Origin of the sequence: Pseudoxanthomonas sp. J31 (assembly GCF_000510725.1) — a bacterium.
Classification (GTDB): domain Bacteria; phylum Pseudomonadota; class Gammaproteobacteria; order Xanthomonadales; family Xanthomonadaceae; genus Pseudoxanthomonas.
The window spans coordinates 335,498-350,536 of record NZ_AZNZ01000002.1; the positions used below are offsets into that span (position 1 = coordinate 335,498).

Genomic DNA, 15,039 nt, shown 5'->3' on the forward strand with positions numbered 1-15,039 from the left:
CGAGGTCCGCCATGCATCCCATCCGCCGCGCCCTGCCCGTGATCGACGTGCAGAACGCGTACTTCGACGGCCAGCTGCCCATCGGGTTTCCCGACCGCCGCCGCAGCCTGGCCAACATCATCGCCGCCATGGACGCCGCGCACGGCCACGTCGTCCCGGTGGTCGTGGCCCAGGACATCACCCGGGCCGCGGGAGGGAAGGCGGCATGAGCGCGCTGCCCACCCCGCCGCCGGGCCGGAGCCTGGCCGGCACCTACCTGCGCATGCTGGGCGCCACCGCGATCTGGGCGGTGACCTTCCATGTCGGCCACTACACCGCCCAGCACGCCGATCCGCTGGGCGTGGCCCTCCTGCGCTTCCTGTTCGCCGGCCTGACCCTGGCCGGGATCGCGGTGCTGCGCGGGCAGTCGCTGCGGATCACCCGGGCGCAGCTGCCGCTGGTCCTGGCCCTGGCCATCCCCGGCGTGGTCGCCTACACCCTGTTCTTCCTAGCCAGCGTGCAGAGCATTTCCGGCACCCGCGCGGCGCTGATCACCGCCGGCAGCCCGGTGATGGTGGAACTGGCGTCGATCGTGCTGCTCGGCACCGCCGCCAGCGCCTCGCGCTGGACCGGGATCGTGCTGCGCTGCTGGGCACGGCGGTGGTCCTCACCCGCGGCAACCTGCAGGACGTGGCCACCACCGTCGGCCGCGGCGAGCTGTTCGCGCTGGGCTGCATGCTGGCCTGGTCGGCGCATGTGTTCATGAGCCGGCGGATCGCCACGGTGGGCCTGAGCGCGCTGGTGGCCACCGCCTGGTCGGTGCTGGCGGGTGCGGCGCTGCTGGCGGTGCCACTGGCGCTGGGCGGCAATCCCCAGCGCGTGCTGCACTACCCGGCCGGGGTGTGGCTGTCGGTACTGCACATGGCCTGGCTGGCGACCGCGCTGGCCTTCATCTGGTTTGCCGACGGCGTGCGCGCGGTGGGCCCGACGCGTGCCTCGGTGTTCACCAACTTCGTGCCGGTGGTGGCGGTGCTGGTGGGCGTGCTGGCGCTGGGCGACCACCTGCACTGGTCGATGGCCGTCGGCGGCCTGCTGGCGGTGGCCGGAGTCTGGCTGGCCAACCGCCAGCCCGCGCCGGCCGTCGTCCGGGCCGAAGCCGCCGAACGTTCCTCCTGCCACGCCTAGGCTGCGTGCGGCCTGCCGCGGCGGTGCGCGCCTGCGGTTCCGGCAGGCCAGCCGCACCCGCCGGGCCTGCGGCGCTCAGGCGTTCCCGGCCCGCAGCGCGCTCGGCGGCACGCCCATGATCCGCTTGAACGCGCGGCTGAAGGACGCCTCTGAGTCGTAGCCCAGGCGCTCGGCCGCGACCGCCACGCGCATGCCTTCGCGCTGGATCCAGCGGCGGGCCTGGAACATCTTCACCTTGGCCACGTAGCGTGCCGGGGTCTCGCCGACGATGCGGGTGAAGGACCCGGCGAAACGCGAGCGCGAGGCCCCCATGATTGCCGCCAGCGAGGGCACGTCCCAGTTGCGCCCGGGATCGGCGTGGATGGCGGCGATGACCTTGCCCAGCTTCGGGCGCCGTACCGCGGCGATCCAGCCGGTGGAGTCACTGCAGCCGCATTCGACCCAGGCACGGATGATGCTGGCGGCCAGCACGTCGGCCAGGCGTGCAAGGATGCCGCAGCTGCCGATGCGGTCCGCCTCGGCCTCGCGTTCCATGGCCTCCAGCAGCACCGGCACGGCCGGATCGCGGCTGACCAGTGCGCCGGCATGCATCACCTCCGGCATCATCGCCAGCAGCGGATGCAGCGGGTCGAGGTTGAAGCGCATCGCACCGCAGAACATCACGCACTCCGGCGCGGCCTGCGCGCCGGCGCCCGACACGGCCGCCGCGGCGCTGCCGTTGCCCAGCAGGTAGAGGTTGTCGGCGACCGGCTGGCGCGCCAGCGCATGGATATCGATGGCCGGGACGTCAGGCGCGCTGGCCAGCACGTGCATGCTTCCGCGCGGCAGCAGCACCGCGTCCCCGGCCCGCAGGTGCTTCCATTCCATGTGCGGCGTCCACAGCCAGGCCTCGCCGCGGGCGACGAAGTGGAAGCGCGCATCGCGCTGGGCGGGGAACGCCAGCGCCCACGGCTCGCGCATCTCGCAGCGGCCGTATTCCACGCCTTCCAGGCGCATGTCGAGCAGGACGCGGGTCAGCAGATCGCCGGCGTGCGGTTCGATCGGCCGATGCAGGCGGGAGGAATCGTCAAGCATAAGGGACTTTCCATCATTCAAACGCCCACAGCCTACGCCTAACGTGGCCGCCCTCCCCCACTTGGCTGGCTGTCATGTCCCGAACCGAGTGTTCCGTTTGCGATGCCACCACCCTGGTGGCCAATGCCGGGCCGGCGGCGCGCTGGCCGGCGGTGTTCTCCCTGACCCTTGGCGTGTTCGGCCTGGTCACCGCCGAGTTCCTGCCGCCCAGCCTGCTGACCGCGATGGCCGCCGACCTCGGCGTCAGCGAAGGCGCCGCCGGGCAGACCGTCACCGCCACCGCGGTGGCGGCGGCGATCGCCGGCCCTTCGCTGCCGGTGCTGACCGGGCGGATCGACCGGCGCCTGGTGATGCTGGGGCTGACCGTACTGCTGGTGCTCTCCAATGCCATGGCGGTGTGGGCCAGCGACCTGTGGACCCTGCTGGCGGCGCGGGTGGTCCTGGGCGTGGCCCTCGGCGGCTTCTGGTCGATGGCCGGGCCACTGGCCATGCGCCTGGTCCCGGAGGCGTGGTTCGCGCGGGCGATGGCGCTGGTGCTGTCGGGCGTGTCCCTGGCCACCGTGTGCGCCGCGCCGGTTGGCGCGTGGATGGGCGATACCTGGGGCTGGCGCAGCGCGTTCATCGCCGCCGGCGTGCTCGGCCTGGTGACCCTGGCCACGCAGTGGCCCACCCTGCCGAAGCTGCCGGCGCGCGGTACCGCCGACCTGCACACCCTGGTCCGGCTGCTCGGGCGCCCGCCGGTGCGCGCGGTGCTGCTGGCGGTGCTGCTGGTGATCTCCGGGCACTTCGCCGGCTTCACCTACGTGCGGCCGCTGATGGAAAACGTCGCCGGCCTGCCGATCGGCGCGATCTCGGCGGTGCTGCTGGGTTACGGCATCGCGGGCTTCTTCGGCAACCTCGCCGGCGGCCACGTGGCCGGGCGCAGCGAGCGCATGGCGGTGGTCCTGGGCAGCGCCTCGATCGCGGTGCTGGCGGCGGCGATGCTGGTGGCCGGACACTGGGCCGCGCTGACTTCGGTGGCGATCGTCCTGTGGGGCTTCGCGTTCGCCGCGTTCCCGGTCGCGTTCCAGGTCTGGATCATGCGTGCCGCGCCGGACCAGGCCGAGGCCGCCAACGGCCTGGTGGTGGCCGCGTTCCAGGTCGCCATCGCCAGCGGCGCCATCGGTGGCGGCGTCCTGGTCGACAGCATCGGCGCGCTGGGCGGGCCGCTGTTCGCGCTGGTGGCGATGTCGCTGGGCGCGGCGCTCACGCTGAAGTTCGGGCCGCGCGGCGGTTCGCCGGTCGCGGTCGCGCCCGGACACTGAGGAGGCCAACCGTGGAAGCTCCCCTCCGCAATCGCCGCCTCGTCCTGGCCGCCCATCCGCGCGGCCTGCCAACCGAGGACGACTTCCGCCTGGAAACCGCGCCCGTTCCCGGACCCGGCGAGGGCCAGGTGCTGCTGCGCACGCTGTTCCTGTCGATCGATCCCTACATGCGCAACCTGATGGACCAGGCGGGCCCCGGCTATGCGCCACCGGTGCCGCTGGGCGGCACCATGCCCGGCGGCACGATCAGCCGGGTGGTGGCCTCGCGCCACCCGGGTTTCCAGTCCGGTGCGCTGGTGCAGGCCAACGCCGGCTGGCAGGACTACGCGCTGTCCGACGGCAGCGACCTGGTCCCGGTGGATGGTCTGGCGCGCCCCTCGCTGGCGCTGGGCGGCCTGGGCATGCCGGGATTCACCGCCTACGTGGGGCTGCTCGACATCGGCCAGCCGCGGGCCGGCGAAACCGTGGTCGTGGCCGCGGCCACCGGTGCGGTCGGCGCGGTGGCCGGGCAGCTGGCGCGCCTGCATGGCGCGCGCGTGGTCGGCATCGCCGGCGGCGCGGACAAGTGCCGGCATGCGGTGGAGGTGCTCGGCTTCGACGCGTGCATCGACCATCGCGCACCGGACTTCCGCACCCGCCTGGCGGCCGCCTGCGCGGACGGCATCGACGTGTACTTCGAGAACGTCGGCGGCGCCGTGCTGGATGCGGTGCTGCCGCTGCTGAACCCGCATGCGCGCATCCCGCTGTGCGGCTTCATCGCCCACTACGACCAGGATGGCCCTGCGGCCGGACGCGACCGGCGCCCCGCCCTGCTGGCCACCCTGCTGTCCAAGCGCGTGCGCATGCAGGGTTTCATCATCCTCGACCACTACGCCAGCCGCTTCGCCGCGTTCCGGCGCGACATGGAGCCGTGGGTCGGCGAGGGCCGCATCGTGCTGGTGGAGGACGTGGTCGACGGCCTGGAGCAAGCCCCGGCGGCGCTGGCGGGCCTGCTGCAGGGACGCAACCTCGGCAAGCTGGTGGTGAAGGTGGCGGAGTAGCGCGTCACCCAGCGCCCCCGGTTCCAACCGGCCGCCCCGCCATTGGCTGGCCGCCCTCTTCCGCCACCGCTGCGGCCCTATGCTGTGGCCTTCCCGCGACCGCCACGGAGCCCGGAATGACCACCAGCCGCCAGGGAACGCGAGGCACCCGCGGGCGCATGGCCCGGCTTGCCCGCCAGGCCTGCCGCGCGATGGCCGCCGGCATCGCCCTGGTGCCCGCGGTGCAGGTGCCGGCAGCCACAGCGGCGCAGGTGCTCGAATGCGTGGTCGAAGGCGAGCCGCCGGAGCGCATGCGCGTCGGCGACGGGGTCTGGCAGGAGTGGGATGGCACCGCATTCTCGCCGCCGCTGTGCGGGCGTCGCGCCGGCGACCGCCGCCAGCGCGTGGCCTGGAGCTGCCGATGGCAGCCGCATGCGTGGACGCTCGAGTACGCCTCGGTCGACCGCCAGAGCCATGGCGTCTACCGCCGCGTGGAGACCCTGGATCCGCGTACCGGCGCCTACCACCGCCGCATCACCGACGACACCTTCGTGCTCGAAGGCGGCACGCGGCTGGAGTTCAACGCCTACGGGCAGTGCCGGGTGGTGGAGCACCGAGGCGCGCGCCCCGGTGCGATCCCGTGGCCGAGGCGGCCAGGACGCTCGCCACCGCGCGCGATGCCAGGGGCCGTTTCGCAGCTTTCCAGGGCCCCGGAAGGGTGGCGGCCCCGCCGGCTTGCCTCGGCGCCCGCGTCGATCGATACCGTTGCTGCCTTCCGGCCCTGGCGGGGTTTTCGACCTAGCGTCGCGAGGGGCCGACGGGGCCACCATAGACGCGGGCCGCGCAGCGCGCGGCCCGGTGAGGCGCGCATTCTAGCCCATCGCCGCGGCGCGGCGCCAATGGCGGTTCAGGAACGCGCGGGCCATGGTCCCGGCGTTCGCGGGGGACGCCGCGCGAACGCAAGGGCCTGGCGCGGGGCGCGGCTCAGGGCGCCGCGTGCGCGGGTGCGGCGGCCGGCGCCGGCGGCACGATGGCCAAGGCATCCGGCTCGTCGCCGGTGGACCAGCGCTCCACCACCTTCCAGCGCGCGGTATCGACCACCGCGACCTGGTTGCCGCCGCTGATGGCGACGTAGACGCGGCGGCCATCCGGGTCGGCGACGGCGCCAATCGGCAGGGCCGCGCGGCCAAGCATGGTCTGGCGGTACTCGGCGCCCGGCTCGGCCAGCGCCACCACCGCCAGCGGCCGGCGCTGCAACACCGAGAACACGCCCAGGGTCGCGGCGCGGGCGTTGGTCACCAGCGCATGCTGGCCGTCGGCGCTGAAGCCGACCCGGATCGGGAAGCCGGGGCTGTCCAGGGTGGCGATCACGTCCAGCGTTTCCGGATCGTGCACGGTGACGGTATCGGCCTCGCGGTTGCTCACCCACACCGAACCGTCGCGGGCCACGGCGATGCCTTCGGCGCCATCGCCGGCCGGCTTCTCCAGCACTTCGCCGGTGGCCAGCTCGACCCGGGCCACGGTCCCGGCCTCGACCTTGGCGACATAGGCGTGGCGGCCGTCCGGCGACAGCGCCAGCATGTGTCCCTTGCCGGGGCCGATGTCGAACACGCGCTCGATGCGGCCGTCCAGGCGGACCTGCAGCAGTGCGTCGCTGCCCTCGGTGGTGACCAGCAGGTGCCCGCCGTCGTGGGTGAAGCGCATCCCGTGCGGGCGGGTGTTGGCCCCCAGGTCGATCCGGCGCAGCAGCTGGCCGGCGTGGGCGTCGTACACGCCCAGGGTATGGCCAGGCTCGCGGTGGCCGTACTCGCTGACCACGGCGATGCGGCCGTCGCGGCTGACCACGATCTCGTGCGGCGCCGGCGCGGTCGGGGCCTCGCCCAGGCGCTGGCCGTCGGCCAGCGACAGCCGCCACAGGGTGTTGGCGGCCTTGTTGCCGACCAGCAGGGTGCCAGGCGGCGCCGGCAGTTCCGGGGTGCCGGCGGCGGCGCTGCCGGCGACGGCGGCGATGGCGAACAGGGGGGCGGCCAGGCGCAGGGGGAATGCGATCGCCATGGGAAGGTCTCCGGTTGCCCGTCAGGACGGCTGCGGCGGGCTGCCGGGTCCGTCCGGGTGCAGCCATTGTGGCGGGCCGTCGGTATAGCGCTCGTGTTTCCAGATCGGCACCCGCGCCTTGACCTGGTCGATGACGTAGCGGCAGGCATCGAAGGCGGCGTCGCGGTGCGCGGCGCTGGCCCCCACCCACACCGCCAGCCCGCCCACCGGCAGCTCGCCGACCCGGTGCACGCAGTGCACGCCGGCGACGGCGAAGCGCGCCACGGCTTCCTCGACGATGCGCCGCCCCTCCTCCAGCGCCAGCGCGGCGTAGGCCTCGTAATACAGGCCGCCGACCGGGCGGCCGTCGTTGTGGTTGCGGATCCAGCCCTCGAAGCTGGCATAGGCGCCGGCCTCGTCGCGCAGCAGGCCCTCGCGCAGCGGGGCGATGTCGAACGGTGCATCGGCCAGTTCGAAGCGGGCCAGCGGGGTACTCGGATCGCCCATCTCAGCCTCCCGATACCGGCGGGATGAACACCACCTCGCTGCCCTCGCGCGGCGGATCGGACCAGGCGGCGAACGAGCCGTCCATCGCCACCCGCAGGCGTTCGCGCGGCCAGCGCAGGCCGTGGCGGGCCGCGACCTCGGCGTACAGCGCCGCCAGGTCCGCCGCGGCGGTCTCGACTTCCTCGCGCTCGCAGCCAGCCGCGTCGCGCAGCGAGGCGAAGTACAGCAGCGCCACCCTCGCCATCATCCCACCTGCCCGAAGTCGCGCTTGCCGCCGCGCTTGCCCAGCAGCTTCGCCGGGCCCAGCACGATGGCATGCGACAACGCCTTGGTCATGTCGTAGACCGTCAGCGCGGCCACGGTGGCGCCGGTCAGCGCCTCCATCTCCACCCCGGTGCGCGCGGTCGTGCGCGCGGTGCACTCGATCCGCAGCTCGCGTTCGCCGTGCCAGTCGATGGCGATGCGCACGCCTTCCAGCGGCAGTGCATGGCAGAACGGGATCAGCTCGTGGGTGCGCTTGGCGGCCATGGTGCCGGCGATCACCGCGGTGTCGATGATCCCGCCCTTGCTGGAGCGCATGCCGCTGGCGCGCAGCTGCGCCGCCACCGTCGCCGGGAACGCGACCCTGCACTGCGCGGTGGCGCTGCGCGCGGTCACGTCCTTGGCGGATACGTCGACCATGGCCGGTCGGCCTTCGGCATCGACATGGGTCAGCGCGGCGGGCGCGCGGCGGGAAGACGTGCGTGTGGCCACTCAACCTCCGATCAGGTACATCTCGATGGGCCGGCGCGCCGGCGCCTGGCCGCGGATTTCGCTGTAGCGGTCCTCGCGCGCCGACCACAGCCGCGCCACCGCTTCGGCCACGCCCTGCCCGCCGCCGGCCAGCGCCGGCCTGAGGTCGTGGCCGCGGTCTGCGAACAGGCAGGTGTAGAGGTGGCCATCGGCGGAAACGCGGGCGCGGTGGCAGTCGCCGCAGAACGGCGCGCTGACCGAGCTGATGAAGCCGACCTCGCCACCACCGTCGGCGAAGGCGTAGCGCTGCGCCACCTCGCCGGCGTAGCTGGCGGCCAGCGGGCGCAGCGGCCAGCGCGCGGCGATGCGCGCGCGCAGTTCCTCGGCGCGCACCACCTGGGCCGGGTCCCAGCCGTTGCAGGTGCCCACGTCCATGTACTCGATGAAGCGCACCACGTGGCCGCTGCCGCGGAAGCGCTCCAGCAGCGGCAGCACCTGGTCCTCGTTGACCCCGCGCAGGACCACGCAGTTGAGCTTGATCCGGTCGAACCCGGCCGCTTCGGCGGCGGCGATGCCTTCCAGCACCGCGCCGACCTCGCCGCGTTGCCCGGACATGGCCCGGAACACGTCCGGATCCAGCGCATCCAGGCTCACCGTCAGCCGGCGCAGGCCCGCCTCGCGCAGCGCGCGCGCCTGCGCCGCCAGCAGCGCGCCATTGGTGGTCAGGGCCAGGTCCTCGATCCCGGGGATGCGCGCCAGGCGCGCGACCAGCCCGGGCAGGTTCCGGCGCAGCAGCGGCTCGCCCCCGGTCAGGCGCAGCTTGCGCACGCCCACCTGGACGAAGCCGCGCACCAGGGTCTCGATCTGGTCGAAGGACAGCCGGTCGGCGGCATGGGTGCCGTGGTCGTCGGGCACGCGCTCGGCCGGCATGCAGTAGCCGCAGCGGAAGTTGCAGGCGTCGATCACCGACAGGCGCAGGTCGCGCAACGGCCGCCCGAGCCGGTCCCGGGGCAGCGGCGCGCGGGCCTGCACCGCGCTCATGAGGCCTCCGCCACCGGCGCGGTGGGCTCGGCCAGGGCCAGCACCTGGCCGGGGCGGCCCACGGCATAGCCGCGGGCGGCCAGCGCCTCGCCGTCGGCGGGGCTGGCGTAGTGGTAAAGCACCATGCGCTGGCGCAGCTCGGCCGGATACTCGCGTTCCAGGTCCTCGATCCCGGTGTGCGAGGGATTGCCGACCAGGCCGCAGTCATGGGCCACCAGCTCGCCGGCATCGGCGTAGCGCGCCAGCGTCTCCGGGATCGGACGGGTATCGCCGCTCCACACCAGGCTGCCGCGCAGGCGCAGGCCGAAGGCGGTCTCGGGCCAGTGGTGGCGCACCGGGAACACCTCCAGGCGCACGCCCTCGTGCCAGAAGGCATCGCCCACCGGCACCAGCTGGAACGCATCCCAGAAGTTGGCGCCGCCCTCGGCCAGGACGTTGGGGTAGTCGCCGATGCGCCGGTGCAGCAGCGGCACCACCGGCGCCGGCACGTACACGCGGATGCGGCCGCGCCGCGCCGGATCGAAATAGGCGGAAACGAACAGGCGCTCGAAGCCGGCCACGTGGTCCAGGTGGACGTGGGTGACGAACAACGCGTCCGGATGGCCGCCGTAGTGCTGCTCGAACGCGGTCAGGCCCTCGGCGCCGCAATCGATGGTCAGCCAGGGACGGCCGTCGCGCTCGAGCGTGGCCATGGGCGAGCCCAGCGCCACCGCCGAGGCATTGCCCACGCCGTGCAGCCGCAGCGCCCAGGCGGCCATCTCAGCAGCCCCGGTTCCAGGACAGCTCGTAGGCGCGGCGCAGGCGCGAGAAGTCCTTCTCCACCTCCTCCACGCTGCGCTGGCCGCGCAGCTTCAGCAGCGAGCGCAGCAGCCGGCGCAGGTTGGCCTCGCGCCAGCCGGTGGCGGGGATGCGCATGCGCCCGCGGTCGAAGTCGATCAACCAGCCGCGGCCGTTGCCGTCGAAAAGGATGTTGTGCGCGTTGAGGTCGGCGTGCTCCAGGCCCTCGCGGTGGAAGCGCGCGATCAGGCGCCCGGTCTCCTCCCACGGCGCGCCGCTGCCGGCCACCTGGGCGCGGTCGGCCAGCGAGCGCACGCCCTCCAGCCGCTCCAGCAGGATCGCGGCGCGGTAGAACGCCCCCTGGCGCAGGTACGAGGCGGCCAGCGGGCGCGGCACCGGCAGGCCGCGCTTGAGCAGTTCGCGCATCAACCGGAACTCGGCGAAGCTGCGGGTACGGGCGGCGCCGCGCCACACGTAGCGGTCGCGGCTGACCGCGGCGGCCAGGCCGCCGCGCAGGTAGTGGCGCAGCACCGACGGGCCGAACGGCGCGTCCACGAACCAGGCGCCGCCGCGGCCGCCGGAACCCACCGGACGCGCGCGTTCGCCCCAGGCCGCGGGCGAGAACAGTTCCGGCCCGGCTTGCCGCAGCCGTTCGCGGTCGAACAGAATGGCGCCGTAACCGCTGCCGGCGCGGTAGGGCGACAAGGCTTCGTTTGCGTCGAACGCGACCATCCTCGCGAGTCTAACAACACCCCGAGACCGATGCGCCCCTCGATCTGCCTGCTGCGCCTGTCCGCCCTGGGCGACGTCACCCACGTGGTCCCGCTGGTACGGACGCTGCAGCGCGCCTGGCCGGGCCTCCACCTGCACTGGATCATCGATCCGGGCGGCCGGCGCCTGCTGGAAGGGCTGGAGGACGTCACCTTCCACGTCTACGACAAGCGCAGCGGCCTGGCCGGGATGCGCGCCTTGCGCCGGCAGCTGCCGGCGGAGCGGTTCGACGTGTTGCTGCAGCTGCAGGTGGCGGCGCGCGCCAACGTGCTGTCGGCCTTCGTGCCGGCGCGGCGCCGGGTCGGCTACGACCGTTCCCGCTCCAAGGACCTGCACGGCCTGTTCATCAACGAGCGCATCCCGGACCGCCCGGGCATCCACGTGCTGGACGCCATCGGCAGCTTCTGCGAGCCGCTGGGCCTGGTCCAGGACAAGGTCGAGTGGAACCTGCCGGTGCCGGCCGAGGCGCATGAATGGGCCGCGGCGCAATGGCCGGACGATGGCGCCCCGGTGCTGATGATCTCGCCCTGCTCCAGCCACCAGCGCCGCAACTGGTACCCGGACCGCTACGCCGCCCTGGCCGACCACGCCGCCGCGCGCGGCTGGCGGGTGGTGCTGTGCGGCGGCCGCAGCGGGCTGGAGCGCAGCACCGCCGATGCCATCGTCGCGGCCATGCGCGCCCCGGTGCTGGACCTGGTCGGCAAGGACACCCTCAAGCAGCTGCCGGCCCTGCTGGCGCGCGCCGACCTGCTGGTCACACCGGACTCCGGGCCGATGCACATCGCCAACGCCATGGGCACGAAGGTGCTGGGCCTGCATGCGGCCAGCAACCCGGCGCGCAGTGGCCCCTACTCGGACCGCCGCTACTGCGTGGACCGTTACGACGACGCGGCGCGCAAGTACCTCGGCAAGCCCGCCGCGGCCCTCAAATGGGGCACCAAGATCGAGCACGAAGGCGTGATGGAACTGGTCACCGTGCAGGATGCCATCGAGGCCTTCGAGCGCTACCGTGCCGACCATGGCCGCTGACGCCCAGATCCGGACCTGATGCGCCGGGCCGACGACGCAAGGTTGCCGGCCCCCGTCCTGCCCGCCGCCGCGGTGCTGGGCCTGTTCGTGGTTTCCGGCTTCGCCGGGCTGGTCTACCAGTCGCTGTGGTCGCATTACCTGGGCCTGGTGCTGGGACATGCGGCGTACGCGCAAAGCCTGGTGCTGGCGATCTTCATGGGCGGCATGGCCCTGGGCGCCTGGGGCGCGGCGCGGCTGGGCCTGCGCTGGCGCCGGCTGGTGCTGGCCTATGCGGCGGCCGAGGCCGCGATCGGCGTGCTGGGGCTGGCCTTCCACCCGGTGTTCGTTGGCTATACCCGGCTGTCGGAGGGCGTGCTCGCCGCCCTGGGCGACGGCCTGGCCGCACAGCTGTATCCGTGGCTTAGCGCGGCCCTGTTGATCCTGCCGGCCTGCATCCTGCTGGGGGCGACCTTCCCGCTGCTGAGCGCCGGCTGGATCCGCGCCCGCCAGGGCCAGGACGCGCGCGTGCTGGGCGGGCTGTACTTCGCCAACAGCCTGGGCGCGGCCGCCGGTGCGCTGGCCGCGACCTTCCTGCTGCTGCCACGGCTGGGCATGCCCGGGGCGCTGGCGGCGGCCGGCCTTGCCAACCTGCTGGTCGCGGCGGTGGCGGCGTGGCTGGCACGCGGCGACGGCGTGGCTGCAACGCGGGCAACGGCGGCCTCAGCGCCCGATGGCGCGTCCGCGCGGCACAGCCCGCTGCTGCGCGCGGTGCTGTGGGCCGGGCTGCTGTCGGGTGCCTGCTCGTTCGTCTACGAGATCGGCTGGATCCGCCTGCTCAACCAGGCCCTGGGCACCACCGTGCACAGCTTCGAGCTGATGCTGGCCGCGTTCCTGCTGGGCCTGGCCGGCGGTGGCGCCTGGGTCCATCGTCGCGGCGGCCGCCTGGACGATCCGCTGCGCACCGCGGCGATCGCCCAGGTCGCGATGGGCGTGGCGGCGTTGCTGTCGTTGCTGGCGTTCGCGCAGTCCTTCGACTGGGCCGCGGCGCTGGTGCAATCGCTATCGCGCACCGACGGCGGCTACCGCCTGTTCCTGCTCGGCAGCGCCGGGGTGGCGATGGCGGTGATGCTGCCGGCCGCGTTCTTCGCCGGCACCACCCTGCCGCTGTTCACCCTGGGCCTGCTGCGCGCCGGCGGTGGCGAGGCATCGATCGGACGGTTGTACGCGGCCAATACCGTCGGCGCGATTGCCGGCGTGCTGCTGATGACCCACGTGCTGGTGCCATTGCTGGGCGTGCGCCTGGGCCTGGTGCTGGCCGCGGTGGGCGACATCGCCATCGGTTTCTGGCTGCTGGCGCATGCGCGCGGCGAACTGCAGCCGGCGCGGCTGGCCGCGCTGTCGGGAAGCGCCGTGGCGGCGCTGCTGCTGGCCCTGGTGTGGGGCCGGGCGGATCCACGCACCCAGCTCTCCGGCGCGTTCCGCACCGGCCACGCGCGGCTGGACGCTTCGCTGGAGGTGCCGTTCCTGCGCGACGGCAAGACCGCCACCATCGGCGTGGTCCGCTCCGGCACGTACGGGACCCTCTCGCTGCTGACCAATGGCAAGTCCGACGGTGCCATGGCACAGGACCTGGAGCGCCCGCCCGGCGGCGACGAGCTGACCATGGTGAGCCTGGGCGCGCTGCCGCTGGCGCTGCATCCGCAGCCGCGCCAGGTCGGGGTGATCGGCTGGGGCCTGGGCCTGTCCACGCATACCCTGCTGGGCAGCGACCGGGTGCAGCGGGTGGAGACGGTGGAGATCGAGCCACTGGTGCACCGCGCCGGCGCGCAGCTGTTCGCGCGGCGGATCGCGCGGGCGCTGCAGGATCCGCGTTCGCAGGTGCATTTCGACGACGCACGCCGGTTCTACGCCAGCGGCCGGCGCCGCTACGACGTGATCGTGTCCGAGCCCTCAAACCCCTGGGTCAGCGGCGTGGCCGGCCTTTTCACCACCGAGTTCTACCGCTTCCTGCACGGCCACCTGGCCGAGGACGGGTTGCTGGTGCAGTGGCTGCAGAGCTACGAAATCGACGATGCGCTGCTGGCTTCGATCCTGGCCGCGCTGCTGGAGAACTTCGCCGACGCGCGCCTGTACCTGGCCCAGGACAACGACCTGGTGGTGGTCGCCTGCCGCAGCACCTGCCCGGCGGCCGACGCGGCGCGCCTGCGGGTCACCGGCGAACTGGCCCGGGAGACCGCGCGGGTCGGGCTGGATGGCGATGCCGCCCTGGCCGTGCGCGAACTGGGCGGCCGCGCCCTGCTGCAAACCTACGTCCGCGCCCTGGGCGCCGCCCCGCACAGCGATTTCCATCCGCAGGTCTCGCTGCAGGGCCCGCGGACGCGCTTCCGCGCCGACCGTGCCGACACCCTGCAGCGCCTTGCCGACAACGGCCTGCCGGTGCTGGACCTGATGGAGGGACGGATCCTGCCGCCGGCCAGCGAGGCCGTCGCCGCCCTGCCCGGGCACAGCGTGCTGCAGGCGCGGCAGCGCGCGATCGCGCTGGCCGCGGCGCTGTCCGGGCAGCCGCGCGCCACGCCCCTGCCGGCACGCCAGCACGAACTGGCCGAGGCCGAACACGAGCTGCAGGCGCTGCTGGGGCTGTCGCAGGGTCCGGTCGCCGACCTGGCCACCTGGACCCGCGCCGCGGCCGCGGTGGCGGCGGCCACCCTGGGCCACCTGCCGCCGCAGGACCTGGAACGGGTCTGGATCGCGCCGGCGTGGATCCAGCGCGACGTCCAGCCGGCGGCCGTGCGCGCGGTGCTGGACCTGTACGCCACCGCGGCCGCGCGCGATGCCGAAGCCATGCTGCGCACCGGCGAGGCGCTGCTGCAGCGGCCGGAGGCCTATCCGCTGGAACTGCAGGAACAAGCGCTGGTGCTGGCCCAACTGGGCGCGCTGGGTTCAGGCCGCGCGGAGGAGGTCGAGCGCCTGCACCGGGGCTACGGCGTGGCCCTGCCCCATGGCGAGCGCCTGCGCATGGTCCGGCACCTGGTCCGGGTACGCGGCCTGGAGCTGGCCGCGGCCGGGACAGCGGCCGGCGACGCGGCTCAGGGCGTAGCGCCGGTGCGGTAGTCCTGGTAGGACTTCTCCTCGACGTAGGCGGAGCCCAGCGCGAGGTTGATCTCCTTCTTCACCCGCGCGCGCTCGTCGTTCTCGAAGTACACGCTGCGGGCCAGGCGCACGAACTCCTCGTCGAACTCCTGCGCACGTTCCTTGAGCCGGATCTCGTCCTCGATGTCCCACAGCCGCTCGTTGACCGCCTTCAGGCGGGCACGCAGCTGGGCGATGTCGCGGTTGGCCGCCGGATGCGCCATCCAGGTCTGCTCCAGCGCCGACAGCTCCTTGCGCACGTTGGCCAGCTTGGCCTCGTCGGTCATGCGCTCGGACTTGATCTGCAGGATCGCGATCTTGTCCAGCAGTTCGCCAAAGGACACGGGGACGAGGATTTCGGACATGGGGAACAGCCAGGGGATTGGAAAGGCGCAAGTCTAGCGCCTGCGGCGAGACCGAGGCTGAAAGGCATTCCCCCGCAGCCTTCTCCGGCGGACCGGCAGCGCCCCTCCCGGGCG

The 15,039-nt window shown here is 73.5% G+C and carries 16 protein-coding genes and 1 other RNA gene; 7 read left to right on the forward strand and 10 right to left on the reverse strand.

All coding sequences use genetic code 11. The features are described 5' to 3' along the window. Window positions 1–11 precede the first annotated feature (11 nt). The 3 genes from PSEJ31_RS0104805 to PSEJ31_RS15670 are packed head-to-tail and all read left to right on the forward strand — an operon-like array spanning window position 12 to window position 1,164. Window positions 12–209 carry a hypothetical protein gene (locus PSEJ31_RS0104805; protein WP_028914811.1) on the forward strand — a complete coding sequence of 66 codons (198 nt, stop codon included), beginning with the start codon at window positions 12–14 and terminating at the stop codon, window positions 207–209. After that, window positions 206–745, forward strand: a complete 540-nt coding sequence (locus tag PSEJ31_RS16295; RefSeq protein ID WP_051403650.1) for a DMT family transporter — start codon at window positions 206–208, stop codon at window positions 743–745. Before PSEJ31_RS0104805 ends, PSEJ31_RS16295 begins: the two co-directional genes overlap by 4 nt. Beyond that, the gene (locus PSEJ31_RS15670; protein WP_051403651.1) at window positions 670–1,164 is read left to right on the forward strand and encodes an EamA family transporter; all 495 of its coding nucleotides are present in this window, start codon (window positions 670–672) and stop codon (window positions 1,162–1,164) included. Before PSEJ31_RS16295 ends, PSEJ31_RS15670 begins: the two co-directional genes overlap by 76 nt. 75 nt (window positions 1,165–1,239) lie before the next feature. Here the strand turns inward: PSEJ31_RS15670 and PSEJ31_RS0104815 are convergent, their stop codons facing one another. Continuing rightward, the gene (locus PSEJ31_RS0104815; protein ID WP_028914812.1) at window positions 1,240–2,238 is read right to left on the reverse strand and encodes an AraC family transcriptional regulator; all 999 of its coding nucleotides are present in this window, start codon (window positions 2,236–2,238) and stop codon (window positions 1,240–1,242) included. Window positions 2,239–2,312: 74 nt separating this feature from the next. Here PSEJ31_RS0104815 and PSEJ31_RS15675 point away from each other — a divergent pair, with 74 nt between their 5' ends. Together PSEJ31_RS15675 and PSEJ31_RS0104825 are read left to right on the forward strand one after the other, a co-directional pair. Further along, a complete protein-coding gene (locus PSEJ31_RS15675; protein ID WP_051403652.1) occupies window positions 2,313–3,542 on the forward strand; it encodes an MFS transporter in 1,230 nt (409 codons plus the stop codon). A gap of 11 nt (window positions 3,543–3,553) precedes the next feature. Continuing rightward, window positions 3,554–4,582: an NADP-dependent oxidoreductase gene (locus PSEJ31_RS0104825; RefSeq protein WP_028914813.1), complete on the forward strand. Its 1,029-nt coding sequence runs from the start codon at window positions 3,554–3,556 to the stop codon at window positions 4,580–4,582. 709 nt (window positions 4,583–5,291) lie between these two features. Here PSEJ31_RS0104825 and ffs read toward each other — a convergent pair. The 8 genes from ffs to PSEJ31_RS0104860 all read right to left on the reverse strand — a co-directional run bounded on the left by ffs (window position 5,292) and on the right by PSEJ31_RS0104860 (window position 10,384). Then, an RNA gene (gene ffs, locus PSEJ31_RS16455) (signal recognition particle sRNA small type) lies at window positions 5,292–5,382 on the reverse strand. A gap of 163 nt (window positions 5,383–5,545) precedes the next feature. Then, entirely contained in the window at window positions 5,546–6,616 is a 1,071-nt protein-coding gene (locus PSEJ31_RS0104830) for a beta-propeller fold lactonase family protein (RefSeq protein WP_028914814.1), read from the reverse strand. Window positions 6,617–6,637: 21 nt separating this feature from the next. Continuing rightward, window positions 6,638–7,102, reverse strand: coding sequence for a molybdenum cofactor biosynthesis protein MoaE (locus tag PSEJ31_RS0104835; protein WP_028914815.1), 465 nt, complete (start codon window positions 7,100–7,102; stop codon window positions 6,638–6,640). A gap of 1 nt (window position 7,103) precedes the next feature. Next, window positions 7,104–7,349, reverse strand: coding sequence for a MoaD/ThiS family protein (locus PSEJ31_RS0104840; protein ID WP_028914816.1), 246 nt, complete (start codon window positions 7,347–7,349; stop codon window positions 7,104–7,106). Beyond that, a complete protein-coding gene (gene moaC, locus PSEJ31_RS0104845) occupies window positions 7,346–7,855 on the reverse strand; it encodes a cyclic pyranopterin monophosphate synthase MoaC (protein WP_026010627.1) in 510 nt (169 codons plus the stop codon). Before moaC ends, PSEJ31_RS0104840 begins: the two co-directional genes overlap by 4 nt. Continuing rightward, complete coding sequence (moaA, locus tag PSEJ31_RS0104850; RefSeq protein ID WP_019399122.1) at window positions 7,856–8,875, reverse strand: GTP 3',8-cyclase MoaA; 1,020 nt, start codon at window positions 8,873–8,875, stop codon at window positions 7,856–7,858. Continuing rightward, window positions 8,872–9,633, reverse strand: a complete 762-nt coding sequence (locus PSEJ31_RS0104855) for an MBL fold metallo-hydrolase (protein ID WP_019399121.1) — start codon at window positions 9,631–9,633, stop codon at window positions 8,872–8,874. Before PSEJ31_RS0104855 ends, moaA begins: the two co-directional genes overlap by 4 nt. Window position 9,634: 1 nt before the next feature. Next, a complete protein-coding gene (locus PSEJ31_RS0104860; RefSeq protein ID WP_028914817.1) occupies window positions 9,635–10,384 on the reverse strand; it encodes a 3-deoxy-D-manno-octulosonic acid kinase in 750 nt (249 codons plus the stop codon). A 30-nt stretch (window positions 10,385–10,414) separates the two neighbouring features. On the opposite strand from PSEJ31_RS0104860, the gene PSEJ31_RS0104865 reads away from it, so the two are divergent. Both PSEJ31_RS0104865 and PSEJ31_RS0104870 read left to right on the forward strand, forming a co-directional pair. Further along, entirely contained in the window at window positions 10,415–11,452 is a 1,038-nt protein-coding gene (locus PSEJ31_RS0104865; RefSeq protein ID WP_019399119.1) for a glycosyltransferase family 9 protein, read from the forward strand. Between the two features lie 42 nt (window positions 11,453–11,494). Next, window positions 11,495–14,542, forward strand: a complete 3,048-nt coding sequence (locus PSEJ31_RS0104870; RefSeq protein WP_028914818.1) for a spermine synthase — start codon at window positions 11,495–11,497, stop codon at window positions 14,540–14,542. On the opposite strand, the gene PSEJ31_RS0104875 is transcribed toward PSEJ31_RS0104870, so the two are convergent. Further along, window positions 14,518–14,925, reverse strand: a complete 408-nt coding sequence (locus PSEJ31_RS0104875) for a DUF6165 family protein (protein ID WP_019399117.1) — start codon at window positions 14,923–14,925, stop codon at window positions 14,518–14,520. The genes PSEJ31_RS0104870 and PSEJ31_RS0104875 overlap by 25 nt on opposite strands. Window positions 14,926–15,039: the final 114 nt, after the last annotated feature.